Source organism: Pseudomonas sp. RC10-4-2 (genome assembly GCF_050433085.1).
GTDB classification, from domain to species: domain Bacteria; phylum Pseudomonadota; class Gammaproteobacteria; order Pseudomonadales; family Pseudomonadaceae; genus Pseudomonas; species Pseudomonas aeruginosa.
This window is the reverse complement of the sequence record NZ_JBNPXX010000001.1, coordinates 259,474-273,830: the sequence shown is the minus strand read 5'-3', so window position 1 is coordinate 273,830 and position 14,357 is coordinate 259,474. Positions and strand designations below refer to the sequence as shown.

Here is a 14,357-nt window from a genome sequence, read left to right as displayed (position 1 = left end):
GTATACCGGCGAACCGGCGGGCGCTTTCGGCGGTCTTATCGTCATCGTCGCGGCAGAAGATTGCCGAACGCTGGTCGATTGCTATAGTTCGCCGTCATGTTCACCCGGAGGTCATACATGCGCCTTGCCACCCGCGTTTCCTGTGCCGTTCTCAGTGCAGCCCTGCTGAGCCAGTTGTCGGCCTGCGGTACGCTGTTCTACCCCGAGCGACGCGGCCAGATCGACGGTCGCATCGATCCGGCCATCGTCGCCTTCGACGCCATCGGCCTGCTGTTCTATATCATCCCCGGCCTGATCGCCTTCGGCGTCGACTTCGCCACCGGCGCCATCTACCTGCCCGACGCCAAGTACTCGGTCGCCCCGGAAGTGCTCAAGGATGCCGTCGGCGCGGACGGCAAGGTCGACAACCGCAAGCTCAAGGCCATCCTCGAACGCGAGATCGGCCGTGAACTGCCGCTCGACGACCCGCGCCTGATCCGCCACAGCGGCAGCGTCGAGCAACTGGCGGCCTATGGCCTGAAGCCGGCCGCCTGATCCGCCCTCCGAGCGCGACCGTGCGTCAGTGCCCGGTCGCCGCCCGGTTGGTTTACAGTGGCGCCGTCCCTCCTGACAGAAGCGCCCCATGAGTCCCGATTCCCCCCACGCCCGCCTGCTGCGCCTGGCCACCCTGGCCTCGCTCGGTGTCGCCGTCACCCTGGTCATCGGCAAGGCCATCGCCTGGTGGCTGAGCGGTTCGGTGAGCCTGCTCGCCGGCCTCACCGACTCCCTGCTGGACAGTGCCGCCTCGCTGCTCAACCTGCTGGCAGTGCACTATTCGCTGCGCCCGGCCGACGACGACCACCGCTACGGCCACGGCAAGGCCGAGGCCCTGGCCGGCCTGGCCCAGGCCATGTTCATCGGCGCCAGCGCGGTACTGGTGGCTATCCAGGCGGTCGAGCAATTGCGCGACCCGCAGCCCCTCGGCGCGGCCACCTGGGGCATCGCGGTGATGCTGCTGTCGCTGCTGCTCACGGCCCTTCTCCTGGCCTTCCAGACCCACGTCATCCGCCGCACCGGTTCCACCGCGATACGCGCCGACTCGCTGCACTACCGCTCGGACCTGCTGCTCAACGCCAGCATCCTCGTGGCACTGCTCCTGGCCCGCTACGGCTGGCCACAGAGCGACGGCCTGTTCGGCCTGGGCATCGCCCTGTACATCCTCTGGAGCGCCCTGCAGATCGCTCGCGAGTCGGTGTCGATCCTGATGGACCGGGAACTGCCCACCGACATCAGCGAGCGCATGCGCGAACTCGCCTGCAGCGTGCCGGGAGTGCTCGGCGCGCACGACGTGCGCACGCGGATTTCCGGCAACCACTGGTTCGTCCAGTTGCACCTCGAACTGCCCGGCGAGCTGAGCCTGTCGGTGGCCCACGCCCTGACCGACCGCGCAGTGCTGGCGATCAAGCGCGAATACCCGAAGGCCGAGGTGCTGATCCATGCCGACCCGCAGGAAGTGGTCGGCAAGGAAACCGTCAGTTGACGCTGTAGCCGCGCCCGCTCAGGCAGGCGGCCATGGCCCGGCGGTAGCCGTTGGCGACCTCGGCGGCCGGCGCGTAGGTCGCCCCCGCCGGGTCGAAGCCGCTCTCGCCCACCGCCCAGCGGTGGCACTCGTAGCGGTCGCGGCCCTGCTGGTCGGGCCCCTGGCCGCGCGCGGGGTAGGCCACCACGTCGTAGCTGGCGGCCGGCACGCTGACCGGATAACCGGGCCCCGCTGCCCGCGGCGGCGGGCTGACCACTTCGTACTCGCGAGTGTCGGCATGCCACAGGTAGTAAGTGCCGGCGGCAAGGAAGTACAGCACGCTGCCCAGCCAGACCTGCTCCGCATAGGGCGGCAGGCTGCGGACGCGCACCCCGCGGGGCGGCACGACCAGCACATAGCGCGGGCCGTCGGGTCGGTACCAGTAGCCGTCGTCGAAGAAATACTCGCCGCCGCGATAGGGCACCCGCAGGTGTCCGCGCGGCAAGGCCTCCACCACCCGGCCCGGACGCCAGTCGGGATGCGGTCCCCAACTGCCGCCATGCGCTTCGCCGCGGCCAGGTCCCGGTTGTCCGTGGGCAACACCGCGCTCGCCGCCGGGTCCGCCGCGTCCCCCTCGGCCGTCGTCGGCCTGCGCCTGGACGCACAGGCTCAGCGAGAGAGCGCCCACCCCGAGCATTCGCCACCATCCACCGTTCATCGTCTGCCTCGCCCCGGGCCTGGTCGCCCGGCCACGTTCGAATGATCCCGGGAACGACTTTCCGCCGTTTTCCGCCAAGGGTGGGTAAACGCCGGGTAAAGAATGGGTAAAAGCGCGGCACGGGCCGGATCGCGGGCAAAGAAAAAGGGAGGCCCGTCGACCTCCCTTCTGGGGTAACTGTCCTGGCTCGGCGCTGTTGGCGACGGCTCACCTCACTCCACCTTCTGGGCGGTGTGCAACCCGGAGGCCGGCGCAACCCTGTAGGGTCGGCGGCCACGGCTGGCCTGATTGGGCGAGCCGTGATGGACGAGATGTCCGGGCCGTGAATCTGGGTAAAAGAATACGTCGCCAGGCGCGACCAATGATTGCTAATATTGCTCACCAGAACCTTGATTGCGCAATAAATCACTCAAATTCACCTTGCCAATGGCAACCAACCTGAAAGAAATCCTCGCCATGAACAAACTCGATCGCTACGACCTGCGTATCCTCGAAGAACTCCAGCGCGACGCACGCATCTCCAACCAGGAACTGGCAGAACGGATAGGCCTGTCGCCATCGCCCTGTTCGCGACGGGTCAAGCAGCTCGAGGACGACGGCTACATCGTCCGCCAGGTAGCCTTGCTGGACCGCAAGAAGCTCGGCCTGAGCCTCACCGCCTTCGTCCTCATAGGCATGGACCGACACACCCCGGAACGCTTCGAACATTTCCAGGAAGTCATCGGCAAATGCCCGGAAGTGCTGGAGTGCAGCCTGGTCACCGGGATGGACGCGGACTACCAGTTGAAGGTCGTGGTGCCGGACATGGACCACTACCAGAAGCTCCTGCTGGGTACCCTGACGCGCATCGAGGGGGTCTCCAGCGTGCGCTCCAGCTTCGTCCTCAACCAGGTGCTGGCGAGTACCGAACTGCCGCTGGAGCACCTGCGCGATTGATCGTAGCGAGACCTGGGACATGACACGGAACAGGCGGCATGCCGTATAATCGGCAACCTGTTTCAGTTGTCATGCCCGCGTGGCCCCCGCATATAAAGAGCAGCCTGCTCGTAGAACGATAAACGCCTTGCCCGCCCCCCATGGCACGCTCCGTCCGACCGCGAGCCGGACTTCGTTTGCTTGAAAATCCGGAGGTTGCCAATGGATCCCGAACTGTTCGAAGAGTGGATGATGACCGGTCTGGTGACCGTGCTTATCCTGTTCATGGCTTTCATCGTGTGGGACCTGGCGAAGAAGTCGAAAGCCGGCAAGTTCGGAACCCTGATCCTGTTCTTCGCCCTCGGCCTGGGCGTACTGGGCTTCATCATCAAGGGCCTGGTCATCGGCAGCCTCGAAGGCGCGGGCATGTAACCCCGGCGCCACACGCGTCATCCAACCACTCGTAATCATCCGCCGGCCCCGGCCAACGGGGCCGGCTCGCCTTGCCATTGCCTAGAACAAGGGAGTCGCCATGAACGCCGCCGACCGCGTCATGCAGAGTTATGGACGCTGCTGTGCCAGCACCGGATTCTTCGATGATTTCTACCGGCATTTCCTTGCCAGTTCCCCGCAGATTCGCGCCAAGTTCGCCACCACCGACATGACTGCTCAGAAACACCTGCTGCGTGCCGGGATCATGAACCTGGTGATGTACGCCCGCGGCATGTCCGACAGCAAGCTGCGCGCCCTCGGCGCCAGCCATTCGCGCGCCGCGCTGGATATCCGCCCGGAACTCTACGACCTGTGGCTGGACGCCCTGCTGATGGCTGTCGCCGAGCACGACCGCGACTGCGACGCCGAGACCCGCGACGCCTGGCGCGACGTGATGGGTCGCGGCATCGCCGTGATCAAGTCGTACTACTGATCGTTCCGCGCCCGCTGGACGACGCCCCTCTCGTCAGTCCAGCCGCGCCGGCACTTCCCGCCATTCCCCGAGGCCCAGGCCGTCCAGGCTCCAGGGGCCGATCCGCACCCGCACCAGCCGCAGCGTCGGCAAGCCCACCGCCGCCGTCATCCGCCGCACCTGGCGATTGCGCCCCTCGCGGATCACCAGTTCCAGCCAGTGGGTCGGCACCGACTTGCGAAAACGCACCGGCGGCACCCGCTCCCACAACGTCGGCTCATCCAGCAGACGCGCCTCGGCGGGCAGCGTCGGGCCGTCGTTGAGCGTCACGCCCTCGCGCAGGCGCCGCAATTGCTCCTCGTCCGGCGTGCCTTCGACCTGCACCCAGTAGGTCTTCGGCAGCTTGTGCCGGGGGTCGGCGATGCGCGCCTGCAGGCGACCGTCGTTGGTCAGCAGCAACAGGCCCTCGCTGTCGCGGTCCAGGCGCCCGGCCGGATACACGCCCGGCACCGGGATGAAGTCCTTGAGGGTCGAACGCCCTTGCTCGTCGTTGAACTGGGTCAGTACGTCGAACGGCTTGTTGAACAGCAGCAGCTTCGGCTCGCTCGGCGGCGCCTTGGCCACCCGGCGTGGCGCAGGGCGGACGGGATGACGCGGGGAAGGACGCGGGGGACGGGACATGACTGGAAACGAGTTGGCTTGATCGGGGTACCGGGCGGCATGCTAGGTTGTCCGAGAGCCTGACCGCAAGAGCATCCCCTCATGCCCTCCCTGCGTCCCACCTGGCTGATCAGCCTGCTGACCCTGGCCGGCTGCGCTGGCAGCGCCTATCAGGGTCCGCCTTCGGACCATTTCGACGGCGAACGTTTCCGCAATATCCAGCCGACCGCGCACAAGAGCCTGCGCGACCTGCTCAAGTGGCAGTGGAACCGCCCGCCGCAACGCCCGTGGGTCGCCCTGCCGCCGACGGCAACGCCGCCAAGGGTGAACGAGCGCGCCCGCGGCGAAGAACTGCGGGTCACCTACATCAACCACGCCACCCTGCTGATCCAGCACCGCGGCCTGAACATCCTCACCGACCCGGTCTGGTCGCAACGGGTCAGCCCGCTCGCCTTCATCGGCCCGAAGCGCCACCATCCGCCCGGGTTGACGCTCGACCAGTTGCCGCCGATCGACCTGGTGCTGGTGAGCCACAACCACTACGACCACCTCGACCTGGAAACCCTGCGCCAGCTCCACCGGCGCTGGCCGACGGCCAAGGTAGTCAGCGGCCTGGGCAACGCCGGGCTGATCCGCCAGACAGGTTTCGCCGACGTCGTGGAGATCGACTGGTGGCAGGCCGTGCCGCTGGGCGCTGGCCTGACGCTGCATGGCGTACCGGTGCAGCACTGGTCGTCGCGCACCCGCAGCGACACCAACCGCACGCTCTGGCTCGGCTTCGTCATCGACTCGCCGGACGGCCCGCTGCTGTTTCCCGGCGATACCGGGCTCGGCCCGGAGTTCGGGCTGATCCACCAGCGCTTCGGGGCGATGCGTTTCGCCGCCCTGCCGATCGGCGCCTACGAGCCGCGCTGGTTCATGCGCGACCACCACATGAATCCCGACGACGCGGTGCAGGCCCATCGCACGCTGCAGGCGCAGACCAGCATGGCCATCCACTTCGGTACCTTCAATCTCACCGACGAACAGCAGGACGACCCGCCCAAGGCACTCCAGGCGGCGCTGCGCAGCCAAGGCGTGGACCCGGCGACCTTCGGCACGCCGAAACCCGGCGAGCAGTGGCGCGTCGCACCGCGCAACGTCGCTCAGGAGGCCGAGGCCACCAGGCGGGAGCAGCAGTTGCGGTAGCGCTTGCCGCTGCCGCACGGACAAGCCTGGTCGCCACGGCCGCCCAGGGCCAGCCAGCTTTCCAGGCGCGCGGCCATCCCGGCCAGGCGCTCGCGGGCCTCGTCGTCCAGGCCGGCGCGGGCCAGTTGGCGCCGCAGGCCGAGGTAGTCTTCCAGCAGGACATCGCGGCTGAGCGCCTGGTACTGGTCGGCCAGCGGCACGCCTTCGTAGCGCCGCTGCGGGTCGGCCAGGAAAGCGATGGCGCCCGCCTGCGGCAGGACATTCCAGAGGTTGCCGCGCGGATCGCGCCAGCAAGCGCTGAAACGCGCGCGCAGGGCCAGGCCGCGCCATTCTTCCAGGATCCAGCCGTCGACCCGCTCGCCGCCGAGGGCTTCGACCGCCCGACCGACCGAGAACCACGGTTCGCCGGCCAGACTTTCCGGCATCGGCAACGGCGCTGCCACTTCCGGCGCGGCATCGGGCACCAGGCAGCGGGCGAAGCGACGGAGCGGGTTGCTGAGATGAGTGGGGGCGCTGAACGGCATGGGGCTCACATCGATGGCAGGCGTGGTCGTTCCGACCGGCAGAAGGCGCCGCGGTTCCACGCAGGGCGAAGGGCCATCATTGTAGGGCCTCGGCGCCGCGAGGCGTAGAAGCGAACCCCGGTTTCCGCGCGGAAACCGGGGCGCGTCCGATCAACGGAACGGCGGCTCGTCGAAACTCCGCAGCTTGCGCGAGTGCAGCGAGTTGAGCTGGCTGCGCAACAGGTCGAGGGCGGCGATGCCGATCCGCAGGTGCTGGTTCACCGCGCGCTCGTAGAAGGCGTTGGCCGAGCCGGGCAGCTTGATCTCGCTGTGCAGCGGCTTGTCCGAGACGCACAGCAGCGTGCCGTAGGGCACCCGCAGGCGATAGCCCTGGGCGGCGATGGTGCCGCTCTCCATGTCCACCGCGATGGCCCGCGCCAGGTTGATCAGCGGCCGCTCCTGGGCCCAGCGCAGCTCCCAGTTGCGGTCGTCGTAGGTGAGCACGGTGCCGGTGCGCAGGCGTCGCTTGAGCGACTCGCCGCGCTCGCCGGTGACTTCGGCGGCGGCTTCCTGCAAGGCGACCTGGACTTCGGCCAGCGCCGGGATCGGGATGTGCGGCGGCAGCGCGCGGTCGAGGATGCCGTCGCGGCGCATGTAGGCGTGCGCCAGTACGTAGTCGCCGATGGTCTGCGACTGCCGCAGGCCGCCGCAGTGGCCGATCATCAGCCAGCAATGCGGACGCAACACCGCCAGGTGGTCAGTGATGTTCTTCGCGTTGGACGGGCCGACCCCGATGTTGACCAGGGTGATGCCGTCGCCATCGGCGGCGATCAGGTGGTAGGCCGGCATCTGGTAGCGGTGCCAGACCACCCCGGCGACGATGGCGTTGGCCTCGCCTTCGTCCATCCCGCGTTCGATGATCACGTTGCCCGGCAGGACCATGCGCACGAAGCGCGGGTCCTCGCGCAGGCGGGTCAGGCCGAGGCGGATGAACTGGTCGACGTAGCGGTGGTAGTTGGTCAGCAGGATCCACGGCTGCACGTGGCGCCAGTCGCTGCCGGTGTAGTGCACCAGGCGGCGCAGGGAGAAGTCCACCCGCGCGGCGTCGAACAGCGCCAGCGGCAACTGGTCGGCGCGTTCCCATTCGTAGAGGCCGTCGGCGATGTCGTCGGAAGCGGCGGACAGGTCGGTGCTGGGGAACACCCGCGCCAGCTCGGCGGCGGTCACCCCGGAGCCGGCCAGCTCGTCGCCCTGCTCGACCACGTAGGGATAGGGGATGTCCTGTTGGCTCGGGCCGACCTGCACCTGCACGGTGAAATCGTCCATCAGCGGACGCAACTGTTCCAGCAGGTACTTGCGGAAGGCGTCGGGGTGGGTGACGGTGACGCTGTACTCGCCCGGCACCTGGACCTTGGCGTAGGCGCGGGTGGTGGACGGCACCTCGCCCTGGCAGCGGTAGCCGATGCGCAGTTGCGGGTAGTGGAAGTTCTGCCGCTCGGCCTCGCTTGGCTCGATGCGCTCCTTGATGTAGCGCTTGAGCGCCTGGCTCAGCGCCGCGGTGGCCTGGCGGTGCAGCTCGGCAAGACGGTCGACGGCCTCCTCGGCCGTGCGGGCGACGACGAACCCGTCGTCGGAATCGATACTCATGGTGGGCTTCCTGTCGGTTCGCATGGAAAACATCTTGCCTGTACCGACAGGAAAACACAGCGCTTTTCTCCCGTTACCTCATTCGGCCAGCGCCACCACCGCCATGGTCACGGTGGCCTTGCTGAACAGGTGCGGCCGACCGTCCCGCTCGGCGAACACCTCGGCCTCGACCACCGTCACCTGGCGCCCGGCCTTGAGCACCTCGGCGCGACACAACAGGCGCTGGCAAAGCGCCGGGCGCAACAGGTTGAGCTTGAACTCCAGGGTCAGCACCGTCTGCCCCTCCTCCACCAGGGTCGCGGCGGCGGCCCCGGCGGCATGGTCGGCCAGGGTCGCCTGGACCCCGGCATGGATGAAGCCGTTCTGCTGGGCGTGGCGGGGCAGGATGTCCAGCCCCGCTTCGACCCAACCCGGCCCGCAGTCCAGCGGACGGATGCCGAGGTCGCCAACGAAACTGGCCGCGGCGAAGCCCTGCTCGACCAGCTCCCGGTAGCGCGGATGCGCCTGCATCGCGACGCGCCTCAGGCCAGGTGCGGGGTGGCGCGAGCCAACAGCGCCTCGACCTCGACGCCGCGCGGCAGGGTGCCGTAGACCCGCCCGCCGTCCCCCAGGCGACTGCCGATGAAGGCGTCGGACACCGCGGAGTTGCCGGCTTCCAGCAACAGCTTGGCCTGCAGGGCGATCGCCACGTCCTCGGTGAGCTGGCGGGCGCGGTACTGGATGTCGGCGGTGTCGGCGAAGGCCGCCTTGAGGTTGCCGATGTGCGCGGCGAGACGGGCGTCGCCATGGCCGTCGCCCAGTTCGGCGAACAACGCGTCGAGCACCCCCGGCTCCTTCGACAGGGCACGCAGCACGTCCAGGCACTGCACGTTGCCGGAACCTTCCCAGATCGAGTTCACCGGGGCCTCGCGGTACAGCCGCGGCAGGATGGTTTCCTCGACGTAGCCGGCACCGCCCATGCATTCGGAGGCTTCGTTGATCATCGCCGGGGCACGCTTGCAGATCCAGTACTTGCCCACCGCGGTGACCAGGCGGGCGAACTTCTCCTCCTGCTCGTCGTGGGCACGGTCCAGGGCATGCCCCATGCGCAGGGTCAGGGCCAGCGCCGCCTCGCTTTCCAGCGCCAGGTCGGCGAGCACGTTCTGCATCAGCGGTTGCTCGGCCAGCACCCGCCCGCCGACCTTGCGGTAGGCACAGTGGTGGGCGGCCTGGGTCAACGCCTGACGCATCAGTGCGCTGGAGCCGATCATGCAGTCGAAGCGGGTCATGGCGACCATCTCGATGATGGTCGGCACGCCACGGCCCTCCTCGCCGACCATCCAGGCCAGGGCGCCGCGATACTCGATTTCGCTGGAGGCGTTCGACCAGTTGCCCAGCTTGTCCTTCAGGCGCTGGATGTAGAACTGGTTGCGGCTGCCGTCCGGCCGGTGGCGCGGCAGCAGGAAGCAGGTCAGGCCCTTGTCGGTGTAGGCCAGGGTGAGGAAGGCGTCGCACATCGGCGCCGAGCAGAACCACTTGTGCCCGACCAGTTCGTAGGCCTGCCCCGGCCCGGGAATCCCCACCGGGTAGGCCCGCGTGGTATTGGCCCGGACGTCGGTGCCGCCCTGCTTCTCGGTCATCGCCATGCCGATGGTGACGCCCGCCTTCTGCTCCATCGGCACGTTGCGCGGGTCGTACTCGCGGGAGAGGATCTTCGGCAGCCATTTCTCGGCCAGGTCCGCCTGCAGGCGAATCGCCGGCACGCTGGCGTAGGTCATGGTCAACGGGCAACCGGTGCCGGCCTCCGCCTGGCTGTGCAGGTAGGACAGCCCGGCCCGCGCCACCTGGGCGCCGGGGCGCGGGTCGGTCCAGGGCAGCGAGGGCAGTTCGTGTTCGATGGCGGCACGCATCAGCTCGTGGTAGGCGGGATGGAACTCCACCAGGTCGACGCGGTTGCCGTAGCGGTCGTGGCTATGGAACTCCGGCTTGTGCTGGTTGGCCAGGAAGCCGGCCGCCATCAGCGGGCCGCCGGCCAGCTCGCCGTAGCGCTGCAGGCGCTCCTCGGCCCAGCCGCCCTGGTAGCGACGCACCCACTCCTGGAGAGGCAGATCGAGGCGGTAGAGGTTGGCGCCATCCAGCGACGGTACCTGGTTGGTCACTTCGTGGGTTTCGGCGTACTGGTGCAGGTTCATGAGGGTTCCTCGCAGACAGGCGCGCCCACCGCGCGCAGGCAGAAGTTCACCAGAGCCGTACTCACCGGCTCCAGACTCGGTTCCGGCTGGCCGCTGTCGCGAGCGGCGCGCGCCGGGGGAGACAAGGGGCCGACCAGCGCCTCGGCGATGGCCCCGACCAGGCAGGCCGCGGCAAGCGGCACCAGGGAAAGCTGGAATGCGCCACTGCGCCGGCCCTCCTCGAGCAGTTCGACGAACAGTGCGGCGTAGGCCTCGCGATAGCGCAGGCGCTGCTCGTCGACTTCAGGATCCACCGGCTCGGCGATCAGGGCGAAGGCCAGCCGCTGGCTGCTCCAGGCGCGCGCGGCGAAGCGCCGCAAGCCCTCGGCCAGGCGCCAGGCGGGCGCGCCGGGACCGCGCAGAACGACGGCCAGGGCATCGACCTCACGCTGGCTGGCGCGGCGGAAGATTTCCGCCGCCAGCTCGCCCTTGCCCCGGAAGTGGCGGTACAGGCTGCCGGTGGCGATCCCCGCGTCGTCGGCCAGGGCCTGCATGGTCAGCGCGGCGAAACCGCCCTCCGCGACACGCCGCAGGCCTAGCTGGAGGATGCGCTCGCGCAGCGCGGAATCGCGTTGCAGGCGGCGTTCGGTGACACGATAGACCATGACTGAATCCGGATTCACTTTTTCCCAGTGAATCACGCTTCAGGCTTTGCCTAAAGAGACATACAGGTCGCGCAGGCCGGCATTTCAGCCAGCCGCGGAACGGCTTCAGGCGGACTTGGTGACGATCGGCTGGCACAGCAGCCAATCGTGCAGCAGGGTCTGCAACTCTTCGAACTTGACCGGCTTGGCCATGTAGTCGCTCATGCCCGCCGCCAGGCAGCGCTCGCGATCGCCGCTGTGGCTGTGGGCGGTCAACGCCAGCACCGGCAGTTCCGCGCAGCCGGGCAGCGCGCGGATCGCCCGACAGGTGGCGAAGCCGTCCATCACCGGCATCTGGCAGTCGAGCAGTACGCCGTCCGGCCGCTCGCGCGCCAGCAATTCCAGGGCTTCGCTACCGTTGTCGGCGGTGCGCACCCGGTAGCCGAGCTTGAGCAGCATGCCGCGAGTCACCAACTGGTTGATGGCGTTGTCCTCCACCACCAGCACCGTGCACTCCTCGGGACGCCGCACCGCCTGCCCGCCGGCGCGCCGCGGCGGCGGCGCCAGGCCCTGGGCCGGCTGGGTCAGTTGCAGGCGCAGGAGGAAGCGGCTGCCCTGTCCCGGCCGGGACTCGTGGGTCAGCTCGCCGCCAAGCAGCTCCACCAGCTTGCGGCACAGAGCCAGGCCGATGCCGAGGCCTCCGTAGCCACGGGTCAACGAGCTGTCGGCCTGGACGAAACGCTGGTAGAGGTCGCTGCCGGCGGCCATGTCGAAACCGATGCCGGTGTCGATCACTTCCACCCGCAGCGCCACCCCGTCATGGGTACGCCCGGCGGCGACGCGCAGGGTCACGCTGCCCCTGGCGGTGAACTTGATCGCGTTGTCGACCAGGTAGCCCAGCGCCTGGGCCAGCTTGCCGGCATCACCTTCGAGGGTGTCCGGCAGGCTGTCGTCCAGTTGCAGGGCGAAGCGCAGGCCCTTCTCCTCGGCGCGCGGCGCGTACTGCGCGCGCAGGCTGTCGAACAGGCCGCGCAGGCTGAACGGCTCGCGGCGCGGGTAGAGCTTGCCGGCCTGCAGTTCGATGAGGGCGAGGATGTCGTTGACCATCCGCATCATGTCCCGCGCCGAACCGGCGGCGGTGCGCTGGTACTCGGCGAGTTCGACGTCCATCGGCACCGTCTGCATCAGCTCCAGCGAACCGATCACCCCGCTCATCGGGGTGCGCAGTTCGTGGGTGACGGTGGCGAGGAACTCGTCCTTCAGGCGGTTGCTGTTGGCCAGTTCCTGGTTCAGCGCTTCCAGCTTGCGGCTGGACTCCTGGAGGATTCGCGCGCGCTCCTCCTTCATTGCGTTGATCCGGTCGGCCAGTGCCAGCGACAGCAAGCCCACCTCCAGCGCCGAACCGATCTGGCTGGCATACATGGTGAGGAACATGTTCGGCAGGTAGCCGAGGACCATCAGGGTGTTGACGATGCCGCCGAGAAGGAAGGCGGTCCAGGCGATGATGAAATAGCGCGCCACGCGCATGCCGCGCAGCCAGGCGAGGATGCCGGCGGCGAAGATCAGGCCGGTGAAGGCCAGCGCCAGGTAGGTGGCCAGGCGCAGGGCCACGGCGTAGCTCATGGTCAGCGCCATCAGCATGACCAGCGCGCCGACCGCCATCAGCGCCAGCAGGCCGCGGTCGACCCACACGCTGTGGTCGCGGGTATGCAGGAAGCTGCGCGCGAACTGGCAGCCGAACAGCGCCGCCGAACCGATCAGGAATGGCGTGGCGGCGTTCGCCCACCAGGGGCTGTCGGGCCAGAAGTACTCGATGCCGGCGCCGTTCACCGAGACCTGGTAGAGCCCGAACGAAGCGATATAGAGGATGTAGTAGAGATAGCTGGTATCGCGGACGCTGAGGAAGATGAACAGGTTGTAGATCAGCATCACCAGCAGCACGCCATAGATGATGCCGAGCACATAGATGCGTTCGGGCTGCTCCTCCAGGTAGGCCTTGGGCGACCACAGGGTCAGCGGCGCCTGGATCGACCCCTGGCTTTCCAGCCGCAGGTAGACACGCTGCGGCTTGTTCGGCTCGAGGCCGAGTTCGAACAGGTAGTTGTTCTGCCGGATCGGCCGACTGGCGAACGGCAATGTGTCGCCGGTGCGCTGGGCGAGGCGGTAGCCGCCCTGGCCATCGGGCAGGTAGAGGTCGAGCTTGTCCAGCGGCGGATAGGCCAGCTCCAGCAGCCAGGTGCGCGGATCGCTGGAGGCGACCGGCCGGTAGTCCAGGTCCAGGCGCAACCAGAACACCGAGCGCGAATAGCCGGCATTGAGCACGTCCTTGTCATGGCGGCGGAAGCTGCTGTCGATGGCCCGCGAGGTGATGTCGTTGATATCGGCGCTACCGCGCACGTCCTCGAACACGTCGATGGACTGCCCCAGCGGCAGGCGCTCGACCTGCTCGTTGAAGCTCACCGCACCCGCCAGGCACGGCAACGCAAGAAGAAAGAGAATCAGCCAGTGCCGCATGATGCCCCGCAGTGCTCCTCGAACGGACCGGGAGCCCCACCTCCCTCGTCATGGTCCGCCCTTGGCGAGCGTTGTATGAATATTCGCCGAACTTTAGCACACGCCACGCCACGTCAGGCCCGGGACGTGTCACGCAGGGCCCGGGCGCGGCGCCCGAAAGGTCGTCCGCGCAGCCGCCACGAAGCGCTTTTAGTGGTAAGCTCACGCGCCATGAAAACACCGACTTCCCGCCCCGTAGTGCTCTGCCTGTCCGGTCACGACCCCAGTGGTGGCGCCGGACTGCAAGCCGACATCGAAGCCCTGCTCGCCCAGGGCTGCCACGCCGCCCCGGCGGTCACCGCGCTGACCGTGCAGGACACCGTCAACGTCAGCGACTTCCGCGTCCTCGACCGCGAGTGGGTGCTGGCCCAGGCCAACGCCGTACTCGCCGACCTGCCCGTCGCGGCGGTCAAGCTGGGTATGCTCGGTTCGCTGGAGATGGTCGACACGGTGGCCGAGATCCTCGCCGCCCACCCGCACCTGCCGGTGGTCTGCGATCCGGTGCTGCGCGCCGGCGGCGGCGGTGCGCTGGGCAAGGGCGACGTCGGCTTCGCCATGCGCGAGCGGCTGCTGCCGCGCGCCACCATCGCCACGCCGAACCTGCCGGAAGCGCGCCTGCTCGCCGACCTGCCCGAGGGCAGCGCCGACCAGTGCGCCGAGCGCCTGCTGGAACACTGCGAGCACCTGTTGATCACCGGCGGACACGGCGACGAAAGCGAAGTGCACAATCGCCTGTACAGCCGCGACGGCAGCCGCCGCACCTTCACCTGCCAGCGCCTGCCCGGCAGCTACCATGGCTCCGGCTGCACCCTGGCCAGCGCCCTGGCCGGTCGCATCGCCCTCGGCGAAGCGCTGCACGGCGCCGTGCAGAGCGCCCTCGACTACACCTGGCGGGCCCTGCGCGACGCCGAGAGTCCGGGCCACGGCCAATACGTGCCGCGCCGCCTGCCCACCGACTTCTGTCACTGAGAGCCAGC

General features: G+C 68.4%; 15 protein-coding genes. 7 read left to right on the top strand and 8 right to left on the bottom strand.

What is annotated here, in order from left to right:
* The first annotated feature begins 117 nt into the window (after window positions 1-117).
* Both FHW81_RS01280 and fieF read left to right on the top strand, forming a co-directional pair.
* Window positions 118-534, top strand: coding sequence for a hypothetical protein (locus FHW81_RS01280; protein WP_003093116.1), 417 nt, complete (start codon window positions 118-120; stop codon window positions 532-534).
* A gap of 88 nt (window positions 535-622) precedes the next feature.
* Window positions 623-1,519 (top strand): CDF family cation-efflux transporter FieF, encoded by an 897-nt coding sequence (gene fieF, locus FHW81_RS01275; protein WP_003093118.1) that lies wholly within the window; start codon window positions 623-625, stop codon window positions 1,517-1,519.
* Here the strand turns inward: fieF and FHW81_RS01270 are convergent.
* A complete protein-coding gene (locus FHW81_RS01270; protein WP_106120603.1) occupies window positions 1,512-2,195 on the bottom strand; it encodes a DUF6515 family protein in 684 nt (227 codons plus the stop codon). The genes fieF and FHW81_RS01270 overlap by 8 nt on opposite strands.
* Window positions 2,196-2,642: 447 nt before the next feature.
* Between FHW81_RS01270 and FHW81_RS01265 the strand changes: the two genes are divergently transcribed.
* The 3 genes from FHW81_RS01265 (at window position 2,643) to FHW81_RS01255 (ending at window position 4,056) form a co-directional block, all read left to right on the top strand.
* The gene (locus tag FHW81_RS01265; RefSeq protein ID WP_079392231.1) at window positions 2,643-3,152 is read left to right on the top strand and encodes an Lrp/AsnC family transcriptional regulator; all 510 of its coding nucleotides are present in this window, start codon (window positions 2,643-2,645) and stop codon (window positions 3,150-3,152) included.
* A 201-nt stretch (window positions 3,153-3,353) separates the two neighbouring features.
* Window positions 3,354-3,563 carry a DUF2788 domain-containing protein gene (locus FHW81_RS01260; protein WP_003093125.1) on the top strand — a complete coding sequence of 70 codons (210 nt, stop codon included), beginning with the start codon at window positions 3,354-3,356 and terminating at the stop codon, window positions 3,561-3,563.
* A gap of 100 nt (window positions 3,564-3,663) precedes the next feature.
* Complete coding sequence (locus tag FHW81_RS01255) at window positions 3,664-4,056, top strand: globin (RefSeq protein ID WP_003093127.1); 393 nt, start codon at window positions 3,664-3,666, stop codon at window positions 4,054-4,056.
* Window positions 4,057-4,089: 33 nt separating this feature from the next.
* Here FHW81_RS01255 and FHW81_RS01250 read toward each other — a convergent pair whose 3' ends face one another.
* Window positions 4,090-4,659, bottom strand: coding sequence for a pseudouridine synthase (locus FHW81_RS01250; protein WP_003114324.1), 570 nt, complete (start codon window positions 4,657-4,659; stop codon window positions 4,090-4,092).
* A 138-nt stretch (window positions 4,660-4,797) separates the two neighbouring features.
* Between FHW81_RS01250 and FHW81_RS01245 the strand changes: the two genes are divergently transcribed.
* A complete protein-coding gene (locus tag FHW81_RS01245; RefSeq protein ID WP_003119208.1) occupies window positions 4,798-5,883 on the top strand; it encodes an MBL fold metallo-hydrolase in 1,086 nt (361 codons plus the stop codon).
* Here the strand turns inward: FHW81_RS01245 and FHW81_RS01240 are convergent.
* From FHW81_RS01240 to ladS, 6 genes are all read right to left on the bottom strand, one after another.
* Complete coding sequence (locus tag FHW81_RS01240; protein WP_019486581.1) at window positions 5,841-6,407, bottom strand: SEC-C metal-binding domain-containing protein; 567 nt, start codon at window positions 6,405-6,407, stop codon at window positions 5,841-5,843. The two genes, FHW81_RS01245 and FHW81_RS01240, sit on opposite strands and share 43 nt — an antisense overlap.
* Before the next feature lie 150 nt (window positions 6,408-6,557).
* On the bottom strand, window positions 6,558-8,057 hold the full coding sequence (gene amn, locus FHW81_RS01235) for an AMP nucleosidase (protein ID WP_003119204.1): 1,500 nt from the start codon (window positions 8,055-8,057) through the stop codon (window positions 6,558-6,560).
* A 54-nt stretch (window positions 8,058-8,111) separates the two neighbouring features.
* Complete coding sequence (locus FHW81_RS01230) at window positions 8,112-8,543, bottom strand: PaaI family thioesterase (RefSeq protein WP_171893953.1); 432 nt, start codon at window positions 8,541-8,543, stop codon at window positions 8,112-8,114.
* An 11-nt stretch (window positions 8,544-8,554) separates the two neighbouring features.
* Complete coding sequence (locus FHW81_RS01225) at window positions 8,555-10,204, bottom strand: acyl-CoA dehydrogenase family protein (RefSeq protein ID WP_003122024.1); 1,650 nt, start codon at window positions 10,202-10,204, stop codon at window positions 8,555-8,557.
* Complete coding sequence (locus FHW81_RS01220; protein ID WP_003093144.1) at window positions 10,201-10,848, bottom strand: TetR/AcrR family transcriptional regulator; 648 nt, start codon at window positions 10,846-10,848, stop codon at window positions 10,201-10,203. Before FHW81_RS01220 ends, FHW81_RS01225 begins: the two co-directional genes overlap by 4 nt.
* 105 nt (window positions 10,849-10,953) lie before the next feature.
* Window positions 10,954-13,341, bottom strand: coding sequence for a hybrid sensor histidine kinase/response regulator LadS (gene ladS / locus FHW81_RS01215; RefSeq protein WP_003093145.1), 2,388 nt, complete (start codon window positions 13,339-13,341; stop codon window positions 10,954-10,956).
* Window positions 13,342-13,551: 210 nt separating this feature from the next.
* Here ladS and FHW81_RS01210 point away from each other — a divergent pair, with 210 nt between their 5' ends.
* The gene (locus FHW81_RS01210; protein WP_019396853.1) at window positions 13,552-14,349 is read left to right on the top strand and encodes a hydroxymethylpyrimidine/phosphomethylpyrimidine kinase; all 798 of its coding nucleotides are present in this window, start codon (window positions 13,552-13,554) and stop codon (window positions 14,347-14,349) included.
* Window positions 14,350-14,357 lie beyond the last annotated feature (8 nt).